The sequence below is a fragment of the Streptomyces sp. NPDC043854 genome (genome assembly GCF_056436005.1).
In genome coordinates this window covers 1-25,284 of the sequence record NZ_JBWKDK010000014.1, presented here as the reverse complement: position 1 = coordinate 25,284, position 25,284 = coordinate 1, and the positions used below count along the sequence as shown (strand labels likewise).

The window sequence follows — 25,284 nt, the reverse complement described above, 5'->3', positions numbered from 1 at the left end:
GCCCCAACTCGCCCTGCACGGCGCAATGTTGCCGTCCGGAACCCTTGCTCTACCGGCCAGGTTCGCCAATGATGCTCCGGGCGTGCCGCCCAGCGGCGGCGGGCTCGCGCGTCATCCGTCACCCCCCCACTGGCCGGGAGGCCCGCCTTGCGGACGAACCGTCACATCCGGAGATCACTCGTGGTCGTCGGTGCCGCCCTCACCCTGATCGTCGGCGTCCCCCAGACGGCGTTCGCGGCGCCGCCCTCCGCGCTGCCCGTCAACGCCGAACCGATGGAGCTGAACTTCCAGCCCGCCTACGACTACGACACCGATGGCTGCTACCCGACACCGGCCATAGGCCCGAACGGCTCCCTGAACGGCGGCCTCAAACCCACCGGGGCCCTGGACGGCAGCTGCCGGGACGCCTCGGACCTCGACAACACCAACGGGTACTCGCGGGCGACCTGCAACAACGGCTGGTGCGCCGTGATCTACGCGCTGTACTTCGAGAAGGACCAGGCTCTCCCCTGGGTCAGCCTGGGCGGCCACCGTCACGACTGGGAACACGTGGTGGTGTGGATCCAGAACAACGAGGCGAAGTACGTCGCGACGTCCGCGCACGGCGACTTCAACATCCACACCCGCGACCAGATCCGCTGGGTCGGCACCCACCCCGAGATCGTCTACCACAAGGACGGCGTGGGCACGCACTGCTTCCGTGCCGCGAACAACAACGACGAACCACCGGAGAACCACAAGCGGGCCTGGCAGTTCCCCGTACTCGTCGGCTGGTCGGGCTACCCCCCGACCCTGCGGGACAAGCTCAGCCAGGCCGACTTCGGCAGCGCGCACTTCGGCCTGAAGGACGGCGCCTTCCAGTCGCACCTGGCGGAGGCCAAGCCGGCCGGCATTCCCTTCAACCCGTACCAGTAGTCACAGGCCGCAAGTCAGTCCGGCCCGGGCGCAATTGCGGGGCCCCGTCCGGTGCGGCATCCCTGCCGCGGTGCGGTACACCTACCGCTGCACACCGACCTTCTGGTACCGCCGCTCTGGGTGGCGCTTCGGGGCGCGGGCGGTGACGTCGAGGGTGAGGCCTTCGGGTTGGAGGATGCTGCGGGTGCTGAACGTGGGTGTGGCGCCCGGGGTCCGGGTGAGGCGGTAGCGCCTGGTCAGGGTTGCGGTGGCGATGACCATTGCGACGGTGGCGAAGTGTGCTCCGAGGCAGGTTCGCGGTCCGCCGCCGAAGGGCATGAAGGCGTACTTGGGCAGGGGATTGCCGGCGGGCTGGTTGATCCAGCAGTCGGGCCGGATCCGTCGGCCTCCTCGCCCAGCAGGTCCCGGGTGATGGTATAGGTGGTGTTGGTGTGCTTGAGCACGTTCTCCACAAGGACGGGTGAGGGAGGAGCGCGGCGACGGCGGAGACCGCTACGAGGAGCGACTTGCGCGGGGAATCAGGGCGGCCATGGCGGTTTTCCTTTCGGTTGGCCGGGCGGGGCCCGTCGGCCTTTCCGCCCGGCTTGGAACCGTCCGGCCGGGAACGGCTCTGACTCGGCTCGGTGTCGGCGCGGCTACGGACGGCAACCTACGCGGCATCGCCGACGTGGCCGGGGCTATACGACGTAACCCGGAGGGACCCGTCCCGCGCCAGTCGGCCCTCCGACAGGCGCGGGACCGTCGCCATGCCGATCCGAGGCGCTCCGCCGCTCCGACGGCGGAGGAGTCAGCCGCAGAATTCCGCCTCGATGATCCGCGATGGGGCGGTGTTCCAGTCCGCGTTGAAGTTGATCACCGTCGAGTGGCTGCCGTCCTCGGTGGCCCCGGCCACGGTGAACGAACCGGCTACGCGGCCGATGTGGCCCCAGAGCGTCACCTTGCACGTGTCCAGGGTGAGCGAGGACAACCCCAGCCCGTAGCCGGAGCCGCCGCCGGCATCGACGGTGGTCTTCATCTCCGCGAGCTGCACCGGCGGCAGCAGGCGTCCGCCCAGCAGCGCGCGGTAGAAGCGGTTGAGGTCGTCCGCCGAGGAAATGAGGTCGCCGGCCGAGGTGAACAGCGACGGGTTGAACTCGGTGACGTCGAAGGGCTCCGGGTTCGCCGGCGCCAGCACCTTGCGGTACGCGCGGCTGTGCGGGGCGGGCATACCGGGGTCGGTCCCGGGCAGGCGCGTGGACCGCAGGCGCAGCGGACGGATGATCCGCCGCTCGATCTCTGTGGCCCAGGACCGGCCGGTGACCTTCTCGATCACCATCCCGGCGAGGGTGTAGTTGGTGTTCGAGTAGTCGTGCTTCCCCTGGTGCGGGCTGCCGGCCGGGGTCTGCCGCAGGGCTGCCGCGATCAGCTGTTCCCGGGGCCAGGACTCGTATCGGTGATCCAGGAATCCCTGCCCGGTGGTGCGGGTTCGGACCTCAGGATCGTCCTGGGCGTCCCGGAGCCCGCTGGTGTGGTTGAGCAGCTGGCGGACGGTGATCCGGCTGCCGTCGAAGCCGTTCCCGCGAATCGTCCCCGGCAGCCACTGCTCGACCGGGTCGTCCAGGCTCAGCCGGCGCTCCGCCTCCAGCTGGAGCAGGACGGTGGCGACGAACGTCTTGGTGATGCTGCCGGCGCGGAAGGTGTCGTCGGCGCCGCGCGGCGTGCGCGTGGTGAGGTCGCCGACTCCGGCCGAGCTCTTCCAGGCGCGGTTCCGGTCCACGCTCCGGATCAGTGCTCCGGCTCCGTCCTTGACTGATTCCTCCAGTGCCGCCTGCGTCTTCTCGTGGCCGGCCTGCCTGCCGGCGGGTGCCTCGCCGGCCGCCACCGCGGGCGTGCCGAACCCCGCGCCGCCCAACACCGCGGCCACCACCGCACCGATCAGGCCGATCCGTATCCTGCGTACCGCCATGCGACGATTTCCCCCTCGATCGTGGTCGTGTCGATCAACAGACGTGATCGAGCATGCGGTTGGGGGAGGGGCCAGCCGAGGGGATGCGCCGGCTTCCGGCCAAGATTGGCGGGATCAGGCGGTCGGGGCGTTGGCGGCCGGCTCGGCCGGCTCGGCATGGCCGCAGACGTGAAGGCCCTCCACCGACGTGGACGGCCTTCGCGCCTTGGTGACTCGATTCCTCGACCACGCATCCGGCGAGCACCCGCACGAGCACTGAGGGCGGGCCCCTTTCTGTCCCGTCAGGTCAGCCGGCAACCGCTTCGTCCGGCCGCTGGCACCGAGGGCCTGGCGGCTGCAGGAGCGGAACCGTACTCGAGGGTCCGGGCAGTCGGCCGGTCAGGTACGGCAGCGCAGCATCTCCAGCGGCGGGTGCGCGAGGAGGTCCGCCCAGAAGTCCTTGCCGAACTCGCGGATGCCGGCTTCGGACACCTGCAGCGGAACCCACTCCACCTCATCGAACCCGGCCGCCCGCAGACACTCCTCGTAGACCTCGCGGCGCGGGGCCGCGGCGACGATGCTGATCGGCTGCGGCTCGAGGAGAGCCGTGACCCGCACCCGCGGACCCGTCTCGATCTCCTCGCCGGTCGGCTCGCAGCGGAACCCGTACGTGTCCAGTGACGCGCAGTCGAACCGGTAGTCGGGCTTCTGGGCGAGGACGAAGAACTCTCCGCCCGGCACCAGGCTCCGGTGGATGTTGCGGCACATCCGCTCCATCGCCGCGAGGTCCTCGGCGTAGTTGAGGCACTGCACTCCCAGCGCGATGTCGAAGCGCCGGTCGAGGGGTCGCAGCTCGGCCACGTCACCGACCTCGTAGCGCACACCCAGCGGGTCGCGCTGCTCGATGTCCCGCGCTGCGGCGATCATCTCGACGGAGATGTCGACACCGAAGACATCCGTGGCGCCGCGCCGCTTGAACTCCCTGCTGTAGAAGCCGGTGCCGCACGCCAGGTCGAGAACCGACTTGCCGCTCACGTCCCCGACCATGCCCAGGAAGCTCGGCACCTCCCCGTAACGCATCAGCGGCAGGGACTTGAACCCCTCGAATGCCTCGCCGATCCCGTCGTACTGCTGCACGCTCATGTGCCGCGCCCCCTCTTCTGCTTCGGCTTGTTCTACGTGGCCACGCCCGCCCTCCGGATCCAGAGGCTCGCCGGGGTGCGGTCGTGGCAGCAGTCTGCTCCGCCGCTGTCCGGGCGCCGTACTGGCAGATGGCACAAAGAAGTTGGCCGGGCGACCTCACACCCTCCTACGACCTCTCGCCGCTCTCGGAAGGCCAACGCCGCCTGCCGGCGTCTGGTCGGGCCGTTCGACCAGTCATCCGCGTTCGCGGAGGTACGCCTCGAGCCCTGCGGCCCCGGTCAGCATCGCCCGACCGCGGGCGGACAGCCGACCGTGCCAGTCGCGCAGTGCGCCCTCCAGCGGCTCCAGCCCGCCGGCCGCGCGCACTTGGGCGATCAGCGGGGCGATCTGCTCCAGCAGGTAGCCGCCGCGCCTGAGTTGGTGGGCCAGCCGGGCGTCCCGTACGTCGGCCTCGTCGTAGACGCGGTACCCGGTCCGCGGGTCGCGGCGCGGGCGCACCAGCCCGGCGCGCTCCCATGTGCGCAGTGTCGCGGGCCGGATTCCGAGCTGCCCTGCCAGCAGTCCGATGAACGTGCCGCCGGGCCCGGACACCGCGGCCGTCCTGGACCCCACACCGGGCTCGGCCGCCGTGGCGGGCTCCAGGCCGTGCAGGGCGCTCTCCACGGCCCGGAGGGTACGCCGGTCGTCGAGGAGCTGGGCATGGCTCTCGTCGATGAGGCGCAACGCCTCATCGACCGCGCCCCGGTTCGCGGCCCGCATGATCGACGCCGCCGTCTGGTGGCCGTGGCCGGGCACCAGGGCGAGGAAGGCACTCAGGGCCGTGGCGTGCACCGGGGTGTAGGTGCGGTAGCCGTGGGGTGTGCGGGCGGCAGCCGGAAGGATGCCGGCCTCCTCGTAGTTCCTGATCGCCTGCGTCGACAGACCGTGCCCGCGCGCCAGATCAACCGGCCTGAGCCGCTCGCCGTTTTGAAGGTTTCGCCCCATGGAACTGACGATAGCGCGCGTGACATCGCGGAAAAGTTTCAACCGAGGGTTCAACGATAGCGTTGAGGGCATGGCTACCGACATCACGGACACCGCCCATACCGTCGACGCTGCCGCCGTCATGAGGCTGCTCCCGGCCCGGCCCCGCCTGCTCGCCCTGGGCGAGCCCACCCACGGCGAGGACGCTCTGCTCGACCTGCGCAACGAGCTCTTCCGGCAGCTCGTCGAGCAGGAGGGCTACCGGACGATCGCGATCGAGAGCGACTGCATGATGGGCCTGGTCGTGGACGACCACGTCACCTCGGGCACGGGCACCCTCGACGAGGTCGTGGAGCACGGAATCAGCCACGGCTGGGGCGCCTCCGCGGCCAACCGCGAGCTCGTACGCTGGATGCGCGCCTACAACGACGGCCGGCCCGCTGCCGAGCGGCTCCGCTTCGCCGGATTCGACGGCCCGCTGGAGATCACCGGCGCCGCGAGCCCCCGGCAGGCCCTCACCGCACTCCACGGCTACCTCTCGGCCCACCTGGACCGGGACCTGCTCCCCTGCACCGCGGACACGCTCGACCGCCTGCTCGGCACCGACGACCGGTGGACCAACCCCGCCGCGATGAGGGACCCGGCCCAGTCCGTGGGCCGGGCGGCCGAGGCCGGTGAGCTGCGGCTGCTCGCCGACGATCTGGCGGCGCTGCTCGACGAGCAGACGCCGCACCTGCTCGCGGCGACCTCGCGGGACGACTGGGACCGGGCGCGCCTGTACGGGCGCACCGCCACCGGCCTGCTGCGCTACCACCACTGGATGGCCGACACCTCGCCGGCCCGCCTGACCCGGCTGGTGGGCGTGCGGGACCAGATGATGGCCCGGAACCTCCTCGCCATCGCCGATCGCGGCCCGGCACTCGTCCACGCCCACAACTCCCATCTCCAGCGGGAGAAGAGCACGATGCGGATGGGCGGGAAGCCGCTGGAGTGGTGGAGCGCCGGTGCGCTGGTGAGCGCGCGGCTCGGCGAGGAGTACGCCTTCGTGGCCACGGCCCTCGGCACGATCCGGCACCGGGACGTGGACACGCCGCCGCCGGACACCGTCGAAGGACTCCTGTACGCGCTCCCGGAGGACCGCTGCGTCATCGATGCCCGGCGGCTGGCCGCCGCCCTCGGCGACACACGGCCTGCGCCCCGCGTGTCCCCCTGGTTCGGCTACGCCCCGTTCGACCCGGCTCACCTGGCGGGCAGCGACGGGATCGTGTTCGTCAAGGACGTTCGACAGAACAGCTAGCGCCGGATCAGCGGTCCGGCCGGTCGGGGCGCCTCGGATGCGCGAGGGGTGTCCCGACCGGCAATGGCGTGGGGCTGGTGGGGCTGGGGCGGGAGCTCAGGATGGTCCCGCGTCGTGCGTTTGTTGCTGGGTTCGGGGTCGGATCCGTGCCGCGAGGGCGGCGACGTCGTCTTCGGCGTGGTTGGCGTCGAGGGCCTGGAGCACCTGGTCCAATGTCTGTTGCACCCCGATGCCCGAGGGCAGTCGCAGCCCCGCCAGCCGGGCCAGTGAGACGTCGATGTCCTCGCCGCGTCGTTCGACCAGGCCGTCGGTGAACAGCAGCAGTGTTTCTCCGGGTGCGAGGGTGCGGGTGGTGAGTTCGTAGCCGCCGAGGCCGGTGCCGAGGGGCGGGCCGACCGGCACCTCGATCAGTGTGCCGCTGCCGTCGGGGCCGAAGACCGCCGGGGGCAGGTGCCCCGCGCTGGAGAATGCTGCACTGCCGCGGGCGGGGTCGATGCGTACGAGCAGGCAGGTGGCCGGGCGACGGGTGCCCTCCTCCGACACCGCGGCGTCGAGTTGGCGCAGTACCCGATGCGGGGGCAGGTCGGTGGAGGCGACGTAGCGGAGCATGGAGCGGTAGGCGTTCATGTCGACCGCCGCGTCGAGCCCGTGCCCCATGACGTCCCCGATCACGAGCAGGGTGCGCCCGTAGTGCAGCCGGACCGTCTCGAACCAGTCCCCGCCCACCAGCACGCCTGTGCCGGAGGGCAGGTAGCGCGTCGCCAGGTCGAGGTTGGGGTGCGGCCGCCCGGGCTCGGCCAGCAGCGCCTGCTGCAGGTTCAGCGCCATGCTGTGCGTGGTGCGGTGCTCCCGCGCGTGTCTGAGGTGGACGGCCGTCAGCCGGGCCGCGAAATGCACCACCGCCATCTCCTCGTCGGTGAAGGCTCCGCCTCCCGGCCGGTCCTCCCCGGCCACGGCCGGGTCAGGGCCGCCGCCCGGGTGCGGGCCGGTGCGGACGGCCACCACCGCGCCGTACATCCGCGCCCGCGCCACCAGCGGCACCGACACCGCATGCACCGCCCCCTGGTCGTCCCGCCCGGCCTCCGTGGACACGGTGATCGGGTGGCCGTCGTCAACCGCCAGCACCGACAGGCCGCGGGCGTCGTGCGGGACCGCTTCCTGAAGCAATTCGGTCCGTCCGACCACCGCCACCCGCTCCAGGCCCGCCGCGGACCGCGTACCCGGCCTCGGACCCGATGCCCTCACGGGCTCGGGCAGCAGGTCCACCGCCGCCGCCTCGCACAACCGCCGGAACAGGAACACGGCCAGCTCCGCACACGTCGTCTGCTCGTCGAGACTGGACCCGATGGACTCCACCGCCTGCCCGGCCCAGTCCCGCCACACGGGCACCGGCCACTGCGCGGGTCCGTCGTCGCCGGGCAACCCACCGTCTGGGCTCAACCGCCACCTCCGTCAGTGCACCCCGCTTGCTCCGCCATCCCAGCAGCTCAGGTCCCCGACGACCGGCATTGACGCCTCGTGTGCCGATTCCGTCGTCCGCCGAACCCCCGCTCCGCCGGGGTCGTGCACCACGCCGAGCCGCACCACCGGCGGCGGGCGCAGGGCCAGGGCACCCCAGGGGGTGGCACGCGCGACACGTTCGGCAGCTGACCGTACCGGCCCCGGACGGTTGGGATCGCCGTCAGCGGCGCCGGGTGAGGGCGTCCACCTCGCGGACCAGGAACGTCTCCCGGCACAGCTCGAAGTGGTCCACCCGGCGCAGGTCGAAGACCCGCCGTACGCCGCGCTGGCGGGCCAGCCCCACCACGTCGTTGAAGTGGCGTTCGAAGTGTGTGGAGAAGAAAATCTTCACGGTGCCGGACAGGGCCTGGAGCTGGTCGAAGCGCCGGAAGAACAGGTCGTACCGGCCCTCCGGCTCCCAGTCCGTCCACAGCTCGGAGGCATAGCGCTGGACCAGGTGCAGATCCTTCTCGGTGATCTTGTGGAGGTACTCGCAGACGTTCTGGAACTCCACCGGGGAACGCGGGATGTTGGCGATCCGCTTGAGCTCCGCCAGCGGCTCGTCCGGGTTCATCTGTGCCACGCTCCCCGTGATGATCATGGTGGAGTGGTTGATGTTGGGATCCAGCAGCAGGGAAGCGGTCACCTTCGGCTTGCGGTCCGGGTACGCGGTCCACAGCGCGGCCAGCCGGAACAGCATGTCCGCCCCGACCGAGAAGCCCACCAGGGTCAGCTTCTTGTGCGGGTACTGCCGGCACAGGTTGTTGATGGCGCCGTTGATCAGATCGGCGTGGGTCGCCAGCCCGATCGGACCGTACCGGCTGTCTCGGGCCTCATCCGCGTTGTGCCCGAACGCAGTGATGGCGACGGTGTGCTGCCGGGCCCTGTTCATGTACGGCCGGAAGTCCTCGGCGTCCAGGCCGAGACCGTGCAGCAGGACCACCAAGTGCGAGGAAGACGTACGCCGTTCGAGGTAGCGCAGTTCGCGGCCGATGACGGCCTGGTCCGACGGGAGGTCGCCGTCGAAGTCGTCGGCACGGATCTCGAACGACTGCAGGGTGACCTCGCGTTGGGTCTCCCTGCGCCGCTCCACCCGGCCGCGCGCCCACCAGGCCGTGCAGAAAACGGCCGCGACACCGGCGGCAATCAGCGTTCCGCCGGCGGCCACCTGGGTCCAGGTCCACGCGAGCATGGCGCGTGCCTCGTCGCTGTAGATCCCGACGAGCAGGCTGACGGCCCCGCCGGCCGCCGCCAGCGGCCCCTTCCATCGGGCGGTGAAGGCGGCCAGCCGTGTCGTGTCGATCCCTCTCATCGGCCCGGTCCGTCCAGGCCGGTGAGTTCGGTGAAGCCGGGGCCGGCCGTGACCCGCCCGACGACATGGGCGTCGGAGACGTCCGCGACGTGGAGCGGGTCGGCGCTGCCGGTCGGATGGGCCTCCACCCGGGCCCCCATCCGGCGCAGCCCGTCACGCGGCTCCATGCCGAGCAGCAGCCCGGGCGGGGCCAATGCCTCCCTGATCGCGTCGATGACCTGGCCGCGGGTGGCTTCGTCGTACTGGTAGAGAACGAAGTTGCAGGTGACGACGTTGATCCGGTGGGTGCGGAGATACCGGGCCAGCGCCCGCAGGTCGAGCACGTCGAGGGCGGAGATCGTGAAGGTGCCGTCGGCGGACGCCGTCTGCGCCAGTGACCACTGCACCTCGGAGAAGCGGTCGTCGTAATAGGCCGAGGGCCCGTGGCAGGCGCGGACCCAGTCCAGCGTGGGCAGCGGCGGGGCATCGATCCCGTGCCGCGCATCCAGCGGGAGCATCCGGTACGGCGGCGGGCAGGGGCTCCACTCGAGGTCGGGGGCGAACCGGTCGAAGACCACCTTGTTGTTCAGCTGGCGCAGCATGAGCCCGATCCCCGTGCCCACGTCCAGCAGGCGTATCCCGTTGATGCCGTGGTGCGCGGCCCAGGAGCCGAGCAGCAGCTGGGGTATGAGGAACCGGCGCGCCCCGGTGAAGGAGTTGGAGCGGCCGGTGAGCACGGCTGCGATCCGGTCGTGGTGTTCCCCGAGTGTCCCCGAGAGCAGCTCGGCCCGGTCGGCGGGCGGGAGTTCGGGCGAGAAGAGGGCCTCGGCCCGCGGGTCCTGCGCGGCCACGGTGCGCAGGGCGATGGCGATGAGGGTGATGAGGTGCGAGGTGCTCATCCGGGGGCGGGTGCGGCGTACGGACTCCAGCAGCCGGTCAAGGCCGGGGGCGGAGCCGGAGCCGGCCAGCAGGGCCATCGACTCGTGCACCACCGACCAGCCGTGATTGCCCTGTTCGTGCTGCTGCATATCGCTCAGCGTGCGTACCAGAAGCTCCTTGCCGTCGGACATCACCGAAGCGCCCCCCTCTTGTTCGGCTGACTGGACGACGTGCCGGAATCAATGGTTCGATTCTTGGCCCGTTCGGTAGCCGTGCGAGTGCCACCCAATTAAGCTGGACGGTCCCGGGTGGTGTCCAGAACGCCGACGGGTCCCCACTTCGCCGACGCCGGATGGTGGTCTTACCCATTCCGGCACATGCCATGCGGTGTTGGTCTAGAGTCGCTCACGCACTTGCCGCACACATCTGCCAGAGGGTGGTCCGTATGACCTCTGCGTTGGCTTTCGGTCAGGTGACCGAAGGACGAACGTCGACCGGATTGAGGTACCTGGAACGAAAGTCGGACTCCGACACGCTCACATTCTTCTTCCACGGTTTGGGCCTCGATGCGACGGACTACCTCGGCTACCTCAGCCACGCGGACACCCACGGCATCGCGCTGAACCTGCGCGGCTACGAACCGGACCGGCCGACCGGGATCCCGCCGGTCCCCTTGGCCTCGCACATCCGGCTTGCCGCCGCCTTCGTCGAGCAGGTCAGCAGGGAGAACGCGGGCAAGAAGATCGTGCTGCTGGGCTTCTCGCTCGGCGCGGACCTGATCCTTCAGCTCGCGGAGCACTGGCGGGGCGGGGGTGAGGTTCCGGCGGTGCGTGCCGCCGTACTCCTCGATCCCAATGTCAATCAATCGACCATGACCATTTCCCGGCTGTTCGCGGAGGCGGATCCGACAGATCCGGTTCCGGCTTTCAAGCGACTGGTCAATCTTGCCCCGGACAAGGACGGGTTCCGGTCACTCTGCCATTACCTGACGAAGGTGGCGCCGAAGGATTTTGAACAGGTGGCGCAACTGTCCCGCGACATGATCACCTACTGGCGGCCCGACGGCTACGACCAATTCGGGGCCCGGCTGCACAATGTGACCCGTGTGGCAGAGCACGTACGGCTGGTTCTCTCCGCTTCCTACGGAGAACACCTGTCCGCCATGCGTTCGGCCATGGGCCGGCATGGGGACGCCGACACCGTTTCCGTGGAACTCACCGACGTCGATCATTTCGATCTGATCGACGAGGACCGCCTCGCCTCGGTCCTGGCCCCGTTCACCGCTTGACCCGGACGGTGGGGGCCGTCCACCGGGTCGGGTTGCCCGCCGGTCGTCCCGGCGTCGAGCCCGGTGGGCCGGAAGCGGCGACACCGCTCGTGCGGCTCACGCCGGCCGGCCCGCCCCCGGCCCCTCCCGTCGCGCGACCAGCCGGTAGGCGTTGGTCAGTCCCCACCGCCGGGCGAGCGGCCTCGCCACCACACGGTCCAGCAAGGTGGCCGCCAGCAGCAGCGGCACCCCGGCCAGCAGGGCGGCGCCGCGCAGCGCCCGGCGCACCGCCCCGGGCGGCTCCGGCAGCCAGGGCAGGTCCTCGCGGGGTGCCAGCCCTTCCAGTACCAGCCACGCCGCCGCCACCAGGTCCACGGCGTCGTGCGCCTCGGCGTGTTCCTCCGCCAGCACCGTGAAACCGGTCTCGGTCAGCCGCCGGCGCAGATTGGCCACCGGCACCAGGTGCAGGTGCTGCGGCTGGAGCCACGGCAGCCACCAGCGGCCCAGCAGCCGGGCCCAGCGGCTCTCCGGGTCCGGGACGTCGATCACCAGCAGGCCGCCCGGCCGGAGTACGGCATGCGCCGCCTCCAGCTCGTCCTGCGGGTCGGTCGCGTGCTCCAAGTAGTGGAACATGCTCACCACTTCGTACGCCCCGGGCATCTTCGCCGCCAGTTCCGTGAACGCCCCGCGGTGCCCGCGGCGCACCCGTCCGGCCCGCTGGGCGAGCTCCGCCCCGTCGGAGCGGTCGAGGCCGTCGAAGTCCACGTCGGGCAGGACCTCCGCGGCGCTCGCGCAGAAGTGCCCGTGCCCGGTGCCCACGTCCAGCCACTCGGCCGGGCCGGCCAGGTGCGGGCGCACCGACTCGGCCCGCGCCCGGTAGGACGCGGTGCGGCCCGCGAACACCCCGCCGAGGCGCTCCTCGCCCAGGCCGTCGTAGAAGTCCCGGTAGTAGAAGGCGAGTCCGCGCTCGCTGAGCCGGGGATTCTGGAAGATGTGCCCGCAGTCGTGGCAGCGGTCCAGACTGAACTCGCCCGGCTTGTGCTGGAGGAGGTCGGTCGTGCGCAGCCGGCCGCCGAGGCGGGCCGAGCCGCACCAGGGGCACCGGTGCCGCCGGGCCTCGAAGAAGACACCGGTGCCCTCCGCGAGTTCCCGCCGGTAGGCGGCGCGCAGCGCGGCCACCCGTGCGGCGCGGTCCCTGCGCCCCGTACGGCCGGCAGCGGCAGCGGCGGCGGCAGGGGCGCCGGTGTCGTAGGCGTCGCGCGCGGCGGCCTCGTGCTCGTTGGCGTCCTTGCGGTCCCCCGTGTTCCCGGGGCCGCCGGGGTCAGCGCGGTGTGCGGAGCTCATACGGGGTCCTCCTGCCGTGCCAGCCGTTCGAGATGGTCCGCCGCGGCGGTCGCGCCTCCTGCCGCACGGAAGGCGGCGGAGACCTTCGCGGCCGCCGCCCGGACGTGCGGCTCGCCCAGTACGGTGTCCAGCGCCGCGCCGATCGCGGCGGCACCGGCCCGTCCGAAGCGGATCCGGACCCCCACTCCGGCGGCCGCCACCTGTGCGGCGATCACCGGCTGGTCGTCGCGGATGGGCGCCACCACCAGTGGCACCCCGTACCACAGCGCCTCGCACACGGTGTTGTGGCCCGCGTGGCAGACCACCGCGGCGGCGCGCTCCAGCAGGTCGAGCTGCGGAACGTGGGGCAGCGCGATGACGTCCGGATCGCCGGTCCGCCCGCCGAGCACCCCCTCCGGGTCGGCCACCACGGCCTGCACCCTCCCGGCCCGGGCCCGTACCGCGCTCGCCGCCTCGGTGAGGAAACGCCCGCCGACGCCGGCGTTCGCGGTCCCGAGCGTCACCAGCACCAGGGCCCGGCCGGGATCGAGCCGGCGCCAGGGGAACGCGGCGGGGCGGGGCCGGGCGGCCAGCGCAGGGCCGACCCAGCGGACGCGGTCGCCGCCGCGCAGGGTGGGCCCGGCCAGCTCCGGGGTGCTGAAGGCGAGTACGAGGTGCGGGGAGAACCGGGGGTCGCCGGTGCGGCCCGGATGCCCGATCCGTTCGCGCAAGTCCCTCAGCAGCGTGTCGTTCCAGGCGGCGACCCGGGGCATCGAGCCGAGTGCGTCCGCGAACTCCGCCGATGTCGTCGCCGACGTGGCCCACGGCAGCCCCAGGTCCTCGGCCACCAGCGCTCCGGCGAGCGCCTGCTGGTCGGCGACGACCACGTCCGGCCGGAAGACGTCGACCGCCTGCCGCACTCCCGGCGCCATCGCCTCGGCGAGCGGGACCAGGAAGCGTTCCCACAGGAAGCGCAAGGCCTCGGGGCCGCGCAGGTCCGGCGGCCGGACGGCGCGGGCCGCGCCCCCGCCCGGCCCGCCCAACCCGCCCGGCGGGCACGGATGGACCGCCGCGTCAGGTCCGGCCAGGCGGCGGATCAGCGCGGGTTCGCCCGCCCAGGCCACCTGGTGGCCGCGGTCGGCGAGCGCGGACGCCACTGCGACGACCGGGTTGATGTGCCCGACCAGCGGCGGCACGACGAACAGGAAGGCACTCACCGGGCACGCACCTCCGGACCGGCCGCGACCGGCTCCCCCGGGATGTCCGGCGGGTCGTGGCGGCCGACCCAGTCCCGGATCGCGTCCCGCACCCGCCCGGGCGCCTCCACCAGCACCGAGTGGCGCAGGCCCGGCACCAGCTCGGTGGTGCAGTGCGGCAGCAGTGCGCGCAGCCGGGGCGCCTGTTCGGCCAGGTCGGAGTCGGCACCGTAGAGCGCGAGGACGGGGCAGCGGATGGTGCGGATCTGCGCGTCGTCGAGCACGGGGCCGGCCGGGATGTCCCGGGCGATGGTCGTGTCCCGCACCAGCCGCCCGGCGGACTTCGCCAGGCGGGCGGTGTGGCCGCCGTGGTGGGCGGCGATCCAGTCGAGGGCGGCGCCCTCGTTGACGCTCATCTCGTGGCGGACCCGCTCCAGCAGCCCGGCCAGCTTGACCGCCCACGCGGCAGTGGCGGGTTCCGACTCGACGGCCACCAGGCTCGCCACCCGCTCCGGGCGCCGCCGCGCGTAGGAGAAGGCGACCGTGCCGCCGTACGAGTTGCCCACCAGGTGCACCGGTCCGGGCACCTCGAGTCCGGTGAGCAGGGCGTCCAGGTCGTCGGTGGCCTCGTCGAGGCCGTATCCGGACTCGGGGCGTCCGCTGCGGCCGTGTCCCCTCTGGTCGTACATGACCACGTCGAGCCCGGCGGCGGCGAGGGCCGGAGCCACGGTGAAGTAGTAGCTGGCGAGGCTGTCGGTGAGCAGGCCGTGGACGAGTACCACCGTGGCCCGCGCCCGGCCGCCGTCCGGGGGCGCGAGGCGCTGCACGTGCAGCCGGACCCGGCCGGTGTCGAGGACGGTCATCGCGGGCGGGTCCCGTCCGCGGCCTTCAGGCACAGGCAGATGTGCTCGACCAGCCGGCCCACGTCCAGCTCGATGATCTCCTCCAGCTCCATGCCGGCCACGAACTCGGCGAAGTTCACCGCACGGCCGTACCGCTCCTCCAGCAGCCCGGCGAGCGTCACCAGGTCGATGCTCTCGAGTTCCAGGTCGCTTCCGAAGCGGGTCCGCATGGTGACCTCGCCCTCCTCCAACTCGTACCCGTCCAGTACCTGCCGGATCATGGATGTCAGTTCGGCGAGTACCTCCGCCTCGTCGGCGCCCTCGGACACGCCGGGCCGGCTGGTCGTCACGACTCGCTCCCCTCGTCACGGTCGGCGCCCGCACCCGGTGGTTCCGGGTCCGGGCCGGTCGTCCACGCCACGACGTACGCGCGCGGCGGCAGGCCGGGCGGATTGGCGACCCGTACGCAGCCCACCCGGTACACGCGGGCCGCGGCCTCCGGCCCGTTCGGGTCGTCCGATGTCCCGGGGGCCTGCGGTGTGTCCGGCCGGCGGACGTGGACCGTCAACCGGTCCGGGTCCGCAGCCGCCACCGCAATGTCCCTGGGGCGGCCCGCGAAGCCGGTGCCCTCCGCCTTGGCGACGGCCTCCTTGGCCGCCCAGAAGCGGGTGAACCACACTTCCGGCGCCTCCTCGGAGCCCGTCTGGCAAGCCGTCAGGAGCGCGCGTTCTGCCGGTCCGAACACGGTTGCCAGGGTCGCCTCGGCCGGTACGGCGATCTCCTCGATGTCGATCCCCGGCCCCGGCCGGCACGCCTGCGCACCGTCCCCGCCCGGCGGTCCCGGCAGACCCGGCGGACGTCCGGCGCGGGCGAGCGCAACGCCCGCCTCGGCGCAGTGCGCCAACGACACCTCCAGCGGCGGCAGCGTACGGCCGTGCCGTCCGGTGACCCGCGGCCGTCCCGACGGCTCGTTGGCCACGAGGAGTTCGGCAGGGAAGACGGGCCCCTCGCCGGCGTCCCACAGCAGCCGGCGCACGGCGTCCTTCACGGCGATCCGGCCCAGCAGCCACTGCCGGCGGCCGCGCGGCGGCCTGGCGGCGTAGGCGGCACGTTCGGGTCCGCCCAGCGCGTTACGCATGATCAACTCGCGGGAGGCCAGGTCGGGCCAGCGCTCGAACACCAGCGACCAGCCTCCGGGCCCGGTCACCGAGAGCGTGTTGCGTTCGGGGAAACGTTCCACCGGCCGGGTGTGCGGATCGTTGTCGAAGCGGCGGTCCTGCCAGCCGGTCAGCTCCGCCCACACCCGGCCCGCGACGGTGAGTACGGCGTTGGCCTCCAGGACGGTCTCCGTGAGGGAGGCGATCCGTACCAGGCACTCCACCTCCGTGCCGGGCCGCGGGGACGGTCCGAAGAAGCGCATGTGCCGCATCCGCACGGGGAAGACCACGGTCCGGTCGGCGCGCGTCGCCATGATCCAGTAACCGAGGACCTGGCCGACGTTGTCCAGCAGCGCGCCCGGCGCGGGGGGCGCGGTGAGGGTGGCGCGCACGTGCCCCTCCCCGACGGCGGTGATCCGGCTGATGCCCTGGTAGGCCGGGCCGTGGAACATCCAGCGCTCGCGGTAGACCTGCTCGGCTGTGTGGTCGGGCACCCGCTCGGAAGCAGGGTCCGGCGGTCCGGGCGGCAGCGGCGCCGCGGGGTGGCGGGCGGCCAGCTCCACGACGGCGCGGGCATGCGGCCCGAACCGCACCGCCACCCGGCCCGGCCCGCACGGGGTGACGGTGACCTCGACGTCCACCGGCTCGGATGCCGTCAGCCACCGGTCGAAGCACGCGTCGTGCACCGCCACGGCCACCTGTCCCGGTACGGCACGCTCCGCCGCCGCCGTCATGTGCGCCACGATCGTCGTCGCCGGCACCACCGGCCACCGGTCCGCGATGTCCGGCCAGTCCGCGCGCTGCGGAAAGAAGCAGTGGTCCAGCAAGTACGGCATCTCCTCCACCGAGACCCGCACCGTCTCGCACCGGGCGGGACCGTCGGCCGCGGCTCGCGGCGCGGCGGCCGGGGCGGCCGGGCCGGGCGGTGGGCCGGGCGCGGGGGGTGTCTCCGGCAGTCGTCCGCGAGCGGCGGACGCCGGGCCGAACCGGGCCGGCCGTACAGCGGGATGCGGTGCCGGACGGCGTACGGGGCCGGCCGGACGGGCCGCGGTGAGCAGCGCGGCCGCGGTCCGGGCGGCCTGTGCGGTCTCGTGCAGCAGAGCCGACAACTCGGCCGCCACGGCTCCCGCAGGCCCCGGCGTGTTCCCGGGCCCGGCGGAACGGACAACCGCCGCCGGGGGCGCGGCGTTCGGCGCGGCATGCGGCGGGGCGTCAGGCGGGGAGTCGGGCGGGGCATCGGGCGCGGTGTCCGGCGGGGCGTCCGGCGGGGCGTGCACGGCCGCGGGGGAGGGCCACGCGGTCAGTGAGGGGCGGGCCGACGGCGGCAGGCTCACCAGCGCGCCGCCGAGGTCCAGCCGGACCGGATGCCCGAGTCGCGGATCGACGGAGCCGGGCTGCCCGGCGTGCCCGGCGTGCCCGGACACGGCCGGCGCGTCCACGGCCTGCGGGCCGGTGCCGGCGCCCGCCGTCCACAGGGCGGTGGCCACCCGCCGGAGCTGGTCCAGCCCTCCGCGGCGAGGGGAGTTGGCGGCCACCACCAGGTGGTCCCGCCCGGCCAGCGTGTCCCCCACCAGGGAGCCGAGCTGCCCGGGGCCCGCCTGGACGAAGACGCGGAACCCCGCCCCGTACAGTGCCTCGGTCAGCACGCGGAAGCGGACCGGTTCGAGCAGGTGGCGTACGAACAGCTCCCGGATCCCCGCCTCGTCGACCGGGAACGGCGCCCCCGTGGTGCCGGACCAGACCGGAGTGTGCGGGGCGCGCAGCGGCAGCCGTTCGGCGGCCTCCCGGAACGGCCCGAGACAGGGCGCGAGCATCGGGGTGTGGAAGCCGGAGCGGAACGGCAGCGTGCGCACCAGCACACCCTCGGCGCGCAGCGCGGCGGCGAACCGCTCCACGGCTGCGGGCGGTCCGCACACCATGCACTGGTTGGGCGCGTTGTCGTGCGAGACGACCACACCCGGGTGGTCTCCGGCAGCCAGCAGTCCGGCCACCCGGTCGGCGTGCGCGCCGACGGCCGCGTACGCCAGGTCGGCGGCCCTGACCGTCTGCGGGTCCAAGGCGGCCATGAACGCGTCCACCGCCTCCTCCTCGTACAGCCCGCCCGCGACCATCGCCGTCCACTCGCCGATGCTGTGCCCGGCGACCGCGTCCGGGACGACGCCGATGCGGCGCAGCGCGGCGTCCAGCAGGCGGCCGACGGCGACGACGCCGAGCCCGTGCAGGCCCAGCCCCCCCGCGCCGCCCGGTCCGCCGCCCGGGGCCGGGTGGGGTGCGGCCGGCGGCCGGGGCAGGCCGAACCGGTCGGCGACCTCGTCGACCCGGGGCGCGAAGTCGGCCTCCAGGCCGGGGAAGAGGAAGACCGTCCTGCCGGCCTCGGGTGCGCCGGCGCCGAGCAGCGGGCCCGGCCGGAACCACACGTCGCCGCGCCCGTGCCACGGCTCGCCCTTGGCAACGGCCCGCCGGGCCAGGGCGAGCCGCTGGGGGGTGGGGCCGACGATGCCCAGCCGTACCGGCCCGGCCTCCGCGCCGGCCGGGGCCCCGCCCGCCGGCCCCGACGCCCCGCGCCCGTCGAGGAGGTCGGCAAGGGCGTCGGACGTCGCGGCCGCGAGGAGCAGTACCCGCTCCGGCTCGTCCACCACGGCCCGCCCCCGCGGCGCGGGCGGAGCGGGGAAGGCGGCCGGTGCAGTGCCCCCGCCGTACGGGGCCTGTTCGAGGACAACGTGCGCGTTGATCCCGCCGAACCCGAACGCGTTGACCGCCGCCCGGCGCGGCCCGCCGTCCGGCCCGGCCTCCCAGGCGACCGCCTGCGCGAGCGGACGGAAGCGGGTCCCGGCCAGCGCCGGATGCGGGTCCTCGCAGTGCAGGGTGGGCAGCAGCACGCCGTGGTGGACGGCGAGCGCCGCCTTGACGAGCCCGGCGACCCCCGCGGCGGGCATGGCGTGCCCGATCATGGACTTCACCGACCCGATGACGGGCCGGTGCGCCGACCGCCCCGGCTCCGGCGGGCCGAACACCTCGCGTACCGTGGCCAGTTCGGCGGCGTCGCCGGCCGGGGTGGCCGTGCCGTGCGCCTCCAGCATCCCCAGCGAGCCGGGCGCCGCGGGGTCCAGGCCGGCGGCCCGCCAGGCCGCCCGCACCGCTCGCGCCTGCCCGGCCGGATCGGGATTCACCAGTCCCGAGGCCCGGCCGTCGCTGCTGACCCCGGTGCCGCGGATCACGGCGTAGACCCGGTCGCCGTCGCGTTCCGCGTCGGCGAGGCGCTTGAGCACCACCACCCCGGTGCCCTCGCCGATGAGGAGCCCGTCGGCGCCGCGGTGGAAGGGGCGGATCCGCTCGCTCGGCGAGAGGGCGCGCAGCTGCGAGAAGACGCTCCACAGCGTGATGTCGTGGCAGTGGTGCACGCCTCCGGCCAGCATCAGGTCGCACCGCCCGGCGGCCAGTGCGGCGACCGCCTGGTCCACGGCCAGCAGCGAGGACGCACACGCGGCGTCGACCGTATAGGCGGGACCGCGCAGGTCCAAGCGGTTGGCGACCCGGGAGGCGGCGAGGTTGGGCACCAGGCCGATGGCGTCCTCCGGGCGGTCGGGACCCAGGCGTTCGGTGAACGCCGCCCGCACCCGCTCCAGCTGATCCGCATCCAGGCCCGGCAGCAGCTCGCCGAGGGTGTGCACCAGCTGGCGGGCGGTGCGCACGCGCTGGTCGAGGCGGACCAGGCCGGGGGTGAGGTAGCCGCCGCGCCCCAGGACGATCCCGATGCGGTCGCGGTCGGGCAGCCGGTCGGTGCCGCCGGCGTCGGCCAGCGCGTTCGCAGCCACGTGCAGCGCGATCAGCTGGTCCGGTTCGGTGCCGGGGACGGAGGACGGCATGACACCCCAGCGGGCGACGTCCACCTCCGCAACGGCGTCCACGAACCCGCCGCGCCGGCAGTAGACCCGGTCGGCCGCCGCCGGCTCCGGCGCGCTGCCGGGGCGGTAGTAGGCGGCGGCGTCCCAGCGACCCGGCGGGACCTCGCCGATGACGTCCACACCCGCGCACAGGTTGTGCCAGTACGCAGCCAGGTCGGGTGCGCCCGGCAGCAGCACGGCCATGCCGGTGACGGCGACGGGGACGGCGGGGGCGCCGCCCCCGTGCGGGGGGCGGGTCACGTCACCACTCCGAGGCGGTCAGGACGACGGCCCGCTCCGCCGGGTCACCCCAGGCCAGCTCCCGCAGCAGGGCCAGGGCCCCCTCCTCCGGGTCGATCAGACGGACCCCGCGCCGGGCGTAGTGCCGGGCCAGCTCCGGGCCGACCATGCCGTTGTGTCCCTCGGAGGGGGCCCACGGCCCCCAGTGCACGGTCAGTGCGCGCCGCCCGGTACGGGCCGCCCAGGCGGCCCCGTACGCCTCCAGCGCGTCGTTGGCCGCCGCGTAGTCGGCCTGGCCGCGGTTGCCGAGGACGGCCGCGATGCTGCCGAACAGGACGACGAACGACAGGTGTTCGGCCTGCGGCAGCTCCTCGACCGCCGCGAGCAGCGCGGCCGCGCCCTCCGTCTTGGTCCCGTGGACGCGGCGGAAGGACGCCTCCGACTTGTCCTCGATCAGCTGGTCCTCGACGACTCCCGCGGCGTGGACCACCCCGTCGACGCGGCCGTGCTCGGAGTGGATCTCCTTGACGGCCTCGAGCACGGCAGCGGCATCCCGGCAGTCGACACTGCGGTACCCGGCCCGGCCGCCGGCGGCCCGTACGGCGTCCAGCGTCGCGGTGACCTCGCGCTGGGCCAGGATCAGGTCGGCGGCGCTGTCGACCGCGGCGGGCGAGGCGTGGCGGCCGGTACGGGCGAGCACGCCCCGCAGGGCGGTGCGGTCGGGTGCGGCGGCCGTCACCGGGTCCTCGGGCCCGGCAGGCACCGGCGTGCGGCCGAGGAGTTCGATCCGGCAGCGGGCGGCGGCCGCCAGTACGGCCACGCACTGCGCGGTGATCCCGCGGGCCCCGCCGACGACGACCACGACGCTGTCCCGGCCCAGCCCCAGAGCCTCCGCCTCGGCGGCGCCCTCGCCGGCCGGCCCCGCCCCGGCAGCGGCGAGCGGGCCGAGCGGCGCCTCGGCGAGCACCGGCGCGAACCGTCCGGCGGGCGTGCGCACGACCACGGGCTCGCTGCCGCCCGCAAGCAGCTCCTCCAGCAGCGCCCCCGCGGCCGCCGCCGGCCCTGGCACCCCGTCCGGATCGAGCGCGACGCAGCGCACCGCGATGTCGGGGTACTCGCGGGCGGCGGACCGCAGCAGCCCGTCCGTCCCGGCAGCCCGCGCCCCGTACCCGGCCTCCCGGACGACCAGCAGGCGGCGCGGGGCACCGCGCAGGGCGGCCCGTACGACGGGGAAGCCGGCCGGCAGGAACGGCGGACCTCCGCTCTCGCCCAGCGCACTCAGCACGACGACACCGTCCGCAGGCCCGTCGGCCGACGCCGTGAGGCCCGGGTCCGCCGGCGCTGCGGGCCCGGTGTCCGCCGGCGTCGCCTGCGCGCCGCGCGCGGCCAGCAGCGCCCGCAGTTCCGCGGCGGTTCCGCGCCAGGCCCCGGCGCCGTCGCCGACCAGCACCCACCGTGTACCGGCGAGGTCCGCCGTCGTACCGGCCGTGCTCGCCGGCCGGTACGACGGCACCACGCGGTACCGCCGCGGGGAGGCCGCGACCGGCTCTGCCGGGCCGTCGCCCTCCGCCGCCCGGTCGGGCCGCGCGCGATGGGCGGCGTCGGCCGCGGCACCGGGATCGCCGGCCGCGCCCGTGCGGGGTGCGGGCTCCTCCGCCGCCGGCTTCGGGTCCGGGCTCGGGGTGCGCTCCGAGCCGTCCGGGACGGGCAAGGCCGGGCTGCCGTATGCCGGTGGGGCGTCGCCCTGAGCCGTGCCGGGCGCCGCGGCGGCGACCGGGACCTCGGGCGGGACCGGAGGCGCCGGGGCCGCGCCGGGGCCCGTCGCGCGGTCCACGAGCCACCGGGCGATCGCGGACGCGGTCCGCGCCCGCGTCAGCTCCTCCAGTTCCGCGTCGTCCAGTGCCGCCGGCACGGGGCCGCCACCCGAGCCGCCGAGGCGACGGGCGAGTTCTCCCGCGATTTCGGCACGTTTGATCGAGTCCACGCTCAGGTCGGCTTCCAGGTCGAGCCCCGGCTCGACCATGTCCAGGGGGTAGCCGGTGCGTTCGCTGATCAGCTCCAGGACCGTCCGCAGAACCGTTTCCTCGGTGAACTCTGCGGACTGCGGCGCGGGCACGGCGGCATCCGGCGCACCGCCTCCCGGGACGGGCGCCGCACCGTGCGGCAGCTCACGGCCCGGATGCACGCCCGCCGCAGGCGCCCCGTGGGCGGGCGGCGCCGCGAGGCCCGGGGCGCCGGCGCCGGCCGTCAGCCCGGGCCCGTACGCCGGCACCGGCACCGGAACCGGCACCGGCACGGCAGCGCCGGGGACCGTCCCGTCCGGCACACCGCCGAAGTACGCCAGCAGCACGTCGCGCTGCGCGGCGATCATCTCCCGGCTGCTGCGCAGGAACTCGGCGACCAGCGCGTCCGGCGCGCCGGACGCCGCCTCACCGGGGTCCGTCGTCACGGGTGCCTCCACGACTCGTCGGGCCGGCGCGAGGGCGCCGGGAAGCGGCTCGCCGGACGCGGTCCGGACGATGTGTCCGTCCACCGTCCAGCCGGGCGTGCGCGGGGCGTCGGCCCGGTCGATGTCGACGGCGTCCCGCCCCCGGAACATCCAGTCGTTGACCACCGGCAGTCCGGCGGCCGCCAGCCGGGCGAGTGCGTCGAGGAAGCCTGCCAGACCGCTGTCGGCGCGCGGTTCCAAGGCGATGACCCGGTGCGGCCGGTCTCCCAGGACGTCCGCGACGAGCCGGGTCAGCACCCGACCGGGCCCGACCTCGACGAAGGTTCGGGCTCCGGCCTCGTACATCGCCTCGATCTGCGCCGCGAACCGCACCGGCGCCCCGATCTGCGCGGCGAGTTCCCCGCGCACCGCCTGGGGGCCGGCCCCGTAGGGGAAGGCGGTGCGGTTGGCCCACACCTCGAACTCCGGCTCCCGCAGCGGCAGTTCCTTGAGGACCCGGCCGAATGCCGGCCCGGCGGCGGCCACGACCGGGCTGTGGAAGGCGCACGCCACCGGCAGCCGCTTCACCGCCAGCCCGGCGTCCCGCAGCCGGGGCACCGCTGCCTCGACCGCGCGGGTCGGCCCCGACAGGACGCTCTGCCGCGGCGCGTTGAGGTTGGCGACGACCAGCCCGTCCGGCAGCGGCGGGCCGCCCAGCACCCGTCCGATGTCCTCCGGCGCGGCGGCCACCGCCGCCATGGCGCCGGGGTCGTCACCGGCCGCGTCCAGGATGGCCGCGGCGCGGGCGGAACTCAGCCGTGGCAGCGACTCGGCGTCGATGACACCCGCGGCGCACAGGGCGACCAGCTCGCCGTAGCTGTGGCCGGCCGCCATGTCGGGCCGGATGCCGCAACGGACGAGCAGTTCGTACGCCGCCAGCTCCACCATGCCCAGGGCCGGCTGCGCGGCCCGCGTGTCGGTGAGCGCCCGCCGCATCTCCTCCCGGGCGGCGTCGTCGAAGGCGGCTGGCGGGTACAGCGCCCCGATGGCCCGGCCGCCCGCGTCGGCGCCGAGCAGCCGGCCGAGATCGGGGAAGGCGGTGAAGAGGTGGGCGGACATTCCGGGCCGCTGACTGCCCTGTCCCGGGAAGAGGAAGGCCGTACGTCCCGCCCCCTCGCCTGCCTCGGCCGCCGCCCGGTACACCCCGCCCCCGGCACCTGCGGCGGCCCCCGCACCCGCCTCCGTACCCGGACCTGCATCGGCGCCGCCGTCCGCTTCCGCCGCTGCGCGCAGCAGGCGGCACAGATCCTCGGTGTCCTCGGCGACGAAGGCGATCCGGACGGTCCCGCGGGCCCGCGCCGCGCGGAGGGAAGCGGTCGCGGCCAGGTCCCGCAGCCGCCACGGGGCGTCGCCGCGGAGGGCCGCGGCGGCCGGGTCCAGCAGCGCTGCTGCGGCGCGCCGGGCGGCCGCCGGTTCGGTCCCCCGGAACAGGAACAGCTCGGCCGGCCACACGTCCCGGGCGTGCGCCGGCGGCGGCCCGTCCCCGCGGTGGGCGGCCAGCACCGCGTGGAAGTTGGTGCCGCCGAACCCGAAGGCGCTCACCCCCGCGTACCGCCGCTCCGGGGCGGCCGGCCACGGCAGCGCCTCCCGGTGGAAGGCGAAGGGGCCGGCGCCCGCCCGCCAGGCGGGGTTCGGCCTCTCCACGTGCAGGGTCGGCGGCCGCACCCCGGTGTACAGGGCGAGGGCGGCCTTGATGAGCCCGGCCAGTCCTGCCGCGCACTTCGTGTGCCCGATCTGCGATTTCACCGAGCCCAGCACACAACTCCCGGCGCGCGCACCCGCCTCGTCGAAGACGTCCGTCAGCACGCCCAGTTCGGTGCGGTCGCCGACCACGGTTCCGGTGCCGTGTGCCTCCACCAGACCGACCTCGGCGGGGGAGACGCCGGCGCCCCGGTACGCACGCTCCAGCGCGGCGCGCTGGCCCTCCGGCCGGGGCGCAGTCAGCCCCAGGGAGCGGCCGTCGCTGGCGGCGCCGACTCCTTTGATCACCCCGTACACCCGGTCCCCGTCCCGTTCGGCGTCCGCGAGGCGTTTGAGGACGACGCAGGCGACGCCCTCCCCGAGGACGATGCCGTCGGCGGCCTCGTCGAAGGCGCGGGAGCGGCCGGTCGGGGACAGGGCGTGCACGGAGGTGAAGAGGGCGTAGTCGTTGATGCCGTTGTGCAGGTCGGCGCCGCCGCACAGCATCACGTCGCTGGTGCCGAGGACGAGCTCCTTGCACGCCACGTCCACGGCCGCCAGCGAGGAGGCGCAGGCGGCGTCCACCGTGTAGTTGGGGCCGCGCAGGTCCAGGCGGTTGGCCACCCGGCCGGCGACGACGTTGGCGAGCATGCCGGGGAAGGCGTCCTCGGTGAGCCGGGGCAGCTGCTCGTCCAGCCCCGCGGGCACCTGCCCGTAGTAGGAGGGCAGCACGGCCCGCAGCGTGGTGGCGTTGGACAGGTCGCTGCCGGCCTCGGTGCCGAACACCACCCCGGTCCGCGCGCGGTCGAAGGCGCGGCCGTCCTCACCGTAGCCGGCGTCCTCCAAGGCGCGCCGGGACGCCTCCAGCGCGAGCAGCTGCACCGGCTCGATGCTGCCCAGCGACGCCGGCGGGATGCCGTAGCGCAGCGGATCGAAGGGTACGCGGGGCAGGAACCCGCCCCACCTGGACGCGCTGGCCGGGCCGGCGCCGTCCGCGCCGGGGGAGCAGTGCACCTCGGGATCCCAGCGCTCCGGGGGCACTTCGGTGATGGCGTCACGGCCGTCCAGCACCTGCGCCCAGAAGGCCGCCAGGTCCGGAGCCTGGGGGAACATGCAGGCCATACCGACGATGGCCACGTCCAGCGGAGCCGGAGCCGGAGCCGGAGCCCGGGTGCCGGCCTCGGCGGGGGGGGGGGGGGGGGCGGGCCCCACACAAGGAAGCCCCCCAGCCCAAGAAAAAGGAGACCCACCCCCGCGCGAGACACGGAGGACAGCAAACGTTTGGTGGGGACCTC

Annotated in this window: 15 protein-coding genes and 1 pseudogene; 3 read left to right on the top strand and 13 right to left on the bottom strand. The window is 74.3% G+C overall.

The genetic code is table 11. The features are described from left to right. Nucleotides 1–147 precede the first annotated feature (147 nt). The gene (locus AC068A_RS15280) at nucleotides 148–915 is read left to right on the top strand and encodes an NPP1 family protein (RefSeq protein WP_478585014.1); all 768 of its coding nucleotides are present in this window, start codon (nucleotides 148–150) and stop codon (nucleotides 913–915) included. 81 nt (nucleotides 916–996) lie between these two features. On the opposite strand, the gene AC068A_RS15275 is transcribed toward AC068A_RS15280, so the two are convergent. From AC068A_RS15275 to AC068A_RS15260, 4 genes are all read right to left on the bottom strand, one after another. Next, nucleotides 997–1,251, bottom strand: a complete 255-nt coding sequence (locus AC068A_RS15275) for a cytochrome P450 (protein ID WP_478585130.1) — start codon at nucleotides 1,249–1,251, stop codon at nucleotides 997–999. 451 nt (nucleotides 1,252–1,702) lie between these two features. Then, nucleotides 1,703–2,860, bottom strand: coding sequence for a serine hydrolase domain-containing protein (locus AC068A_RS15270; RefSeq protein ID WP_478585013.1), 1,158 nt, complete (start codon nucleotides 2,858–2,860; stop codon nucleotides 1,703–1,705). Between the two features lie 378 nt (nucleotides 2,861–3,238). Then, nucleotides 3,239–3,982, bottom strand: coding sequence for a class I SAM-dependent methyltransferase (locus AC068A_RS15265; protein WP_478585011.1), 744 nt, complete (start codon nucleotides 3,980–3,982; stop codon nucleotides 3,239–3,241). Between the two features lie 234 nt (nucleotides 3,983–4,216). After that, on the bottom strand, nucleotides 4,217–4,966 hold the full coding sequence (locus AC068A_RS15260) for a TioE family transcriptional regulator (protein WP_478585009.1): 750 nt from the start codon (nucleotides 4,964–4,966) through the stop codon (nucleotides 4,217–4,219). A gap of 70 nt (nucleotides 4,967–5,036) precedes the next feature. On the opposite strand from AC068A_RS15260, the gene AC068A_RS15255 reads away from it, so the two are divergent. Next, the gene (locus tag AC068A_RS15255; protein ID WP_478585007.1) at nucleotides 5,037–6,242 is read left to right on the top strand and encodes an erythromycin esterase family protein; all 1,206 of its coding nucleotides are present in this window, start codon (nucleotides 5,037–5,039) and stop codon (nucleotides 6,240–6,242) included. 96 nt (nucleotides 6,243–6,338) lie between these two features. On the opposite strand, the gene AC068A_RS15250 is transcribed toward AC068A_RS15255, so the two are convergent. The 3 genes from AC068A_RS15250 to AC068A_RS15240 form a co-directional block, all read right to left on the bottom strand. Beyond that, a complete protein-coding gene (locus AC068A_RS15250; protein ID WP_478585128.1) occupies nucleotides 6,339–7,625 on the bottom strand; it encodes a PP2C family protein-serine/threonine phosphatase in 1,287 nt (428 codons plus the stop codon). Between the two features lie 298 nt (nucleotides 7,626–7,923). After that, a complete protein-coding gene (locus tag AC068A_RS15245) occupies nucleotides 7,924–9,054 on the bottom strand; it encodes an alpha/beta fold hydrolase (RefSeq protein ID WP_478585005.1) in 1,131 nt (376 codons plus the stop codon). Further along, nucleotides 9,051–10,061, bottom strand: coding sequence for a hypothetical protein (locus AC068A_RS15240; RefSeq protein ID WP_478585003.1), 1,011 nt, complete (start codon nucleotides 10,059–10,061; stop codon nucleotides 9,051–9,053). Before AC068A_RS15240 ends, AC068A_RS15245 begins: the two co-directional genes overlap by 4 nt. A 296-nt stretch (nucleotides 10,062–10,357) precedes the next feature. On the opposite strand from AC068A_RS15240, the gene AC068A_RS15235 reads away from it, so the two are divergent. Then, nucleotides 10,358–11,200 (top strand): alpha/beta fold hydrolase, encoded by an 843-nt coding sequence (locus tag AC068A_RS15235; RefSeq protein WP_478585001.1) that lies wholly within the window; start codon nucleotides 10,358–10,360, stop codon nucleotides 11,198–11,200. 96 nt (nucleotides 11,201–11,296) lie between these two features. Here AC068A_RS15235 and AC068A_RS15230 read toward each other — a convergent pair whose 3' ends face one another. From AC068A_RS15230 to AC068A_RS15205, 6 genes and pseudogenes are all read right to left on the bottom strand, one after another. Then, the gene (locus AC068A_RS15230) at nucleotides 11,297–12,358 is read right to left on the bottom strand and encodes a class I SAM-dependent methyltransferase (protein WP_478585126.1); all 1,062 of its coding nucleotides are present in this window, start codon (nucleotides 12,356–12,358) and stop codon (nucleotides 11,297–11,299) included. A 161-nt stretch (nucleotides 12,359–12,519) separates the two neighbouring features. Continuing rightward, nucleotides 12,520–13,719, bottom strand: coding sequence for a glycosyltransferase (locus AC068A_RS15225; RefSeq protein ID WP_478584999.1), 1,200 nt, complete (start codon nucleotides 13,717–13,719; stop codon nucleotides 12,520–12,522). Next, on the bottom strand, nucleotides 13,716–14,561 hold the full coding sequence (locus AC068A_RS15220) for an alpha/beta fold hydrolase (protein ID WP_478584997.1): 846 nt from the start codon (nucleotides 14,559–14,561) through the stop codon (nucleotides 13,716–13,718). Before AC068A_RS15220 ends, AC068A_RS15225 begins: the two co-directional genes overlap by 4 nt. Beyond that, complete coding sequence (locus AC068A_RS15215; RefSeq protein ID WP_478584995.1) at nucleotides 14,558–14,890, bottom strand: acyl carrier protein; 333 nt, start codon at nucleotides 14,888–14,890, stop codon at nucleotides 14,558–14,560. Before AC068A_RS15215 ends, AC068A_RS15220 begins: the two co-directional genes overlap by 4 nt. Further along, nucleotides 14,887–19,842, bottom strand: a complete 4,956-nt coding sequence (locus tag AC068A_RS15210; protein ID WP_478584993.1) for a type I polyketide synthase — start codon at nucleotides 19,840–19,842, stop codon at nucleotides 14,887–14,889. Before AC068A_RS15210 ends, AC068A_RS15215 begins: the two co-directional genes overlap by 4 nt. 1 nt (nucleotide 19,843) lies before the next feature. Then, nucleotides 19,844–25,165: pseudogene (locus AC068A_RS15205) on the bottom strand (type I polyketide synthase); the annotation flags it as partial. Nucleotides 25,166–25,284 lie beyond the last annotated feature (119 nt).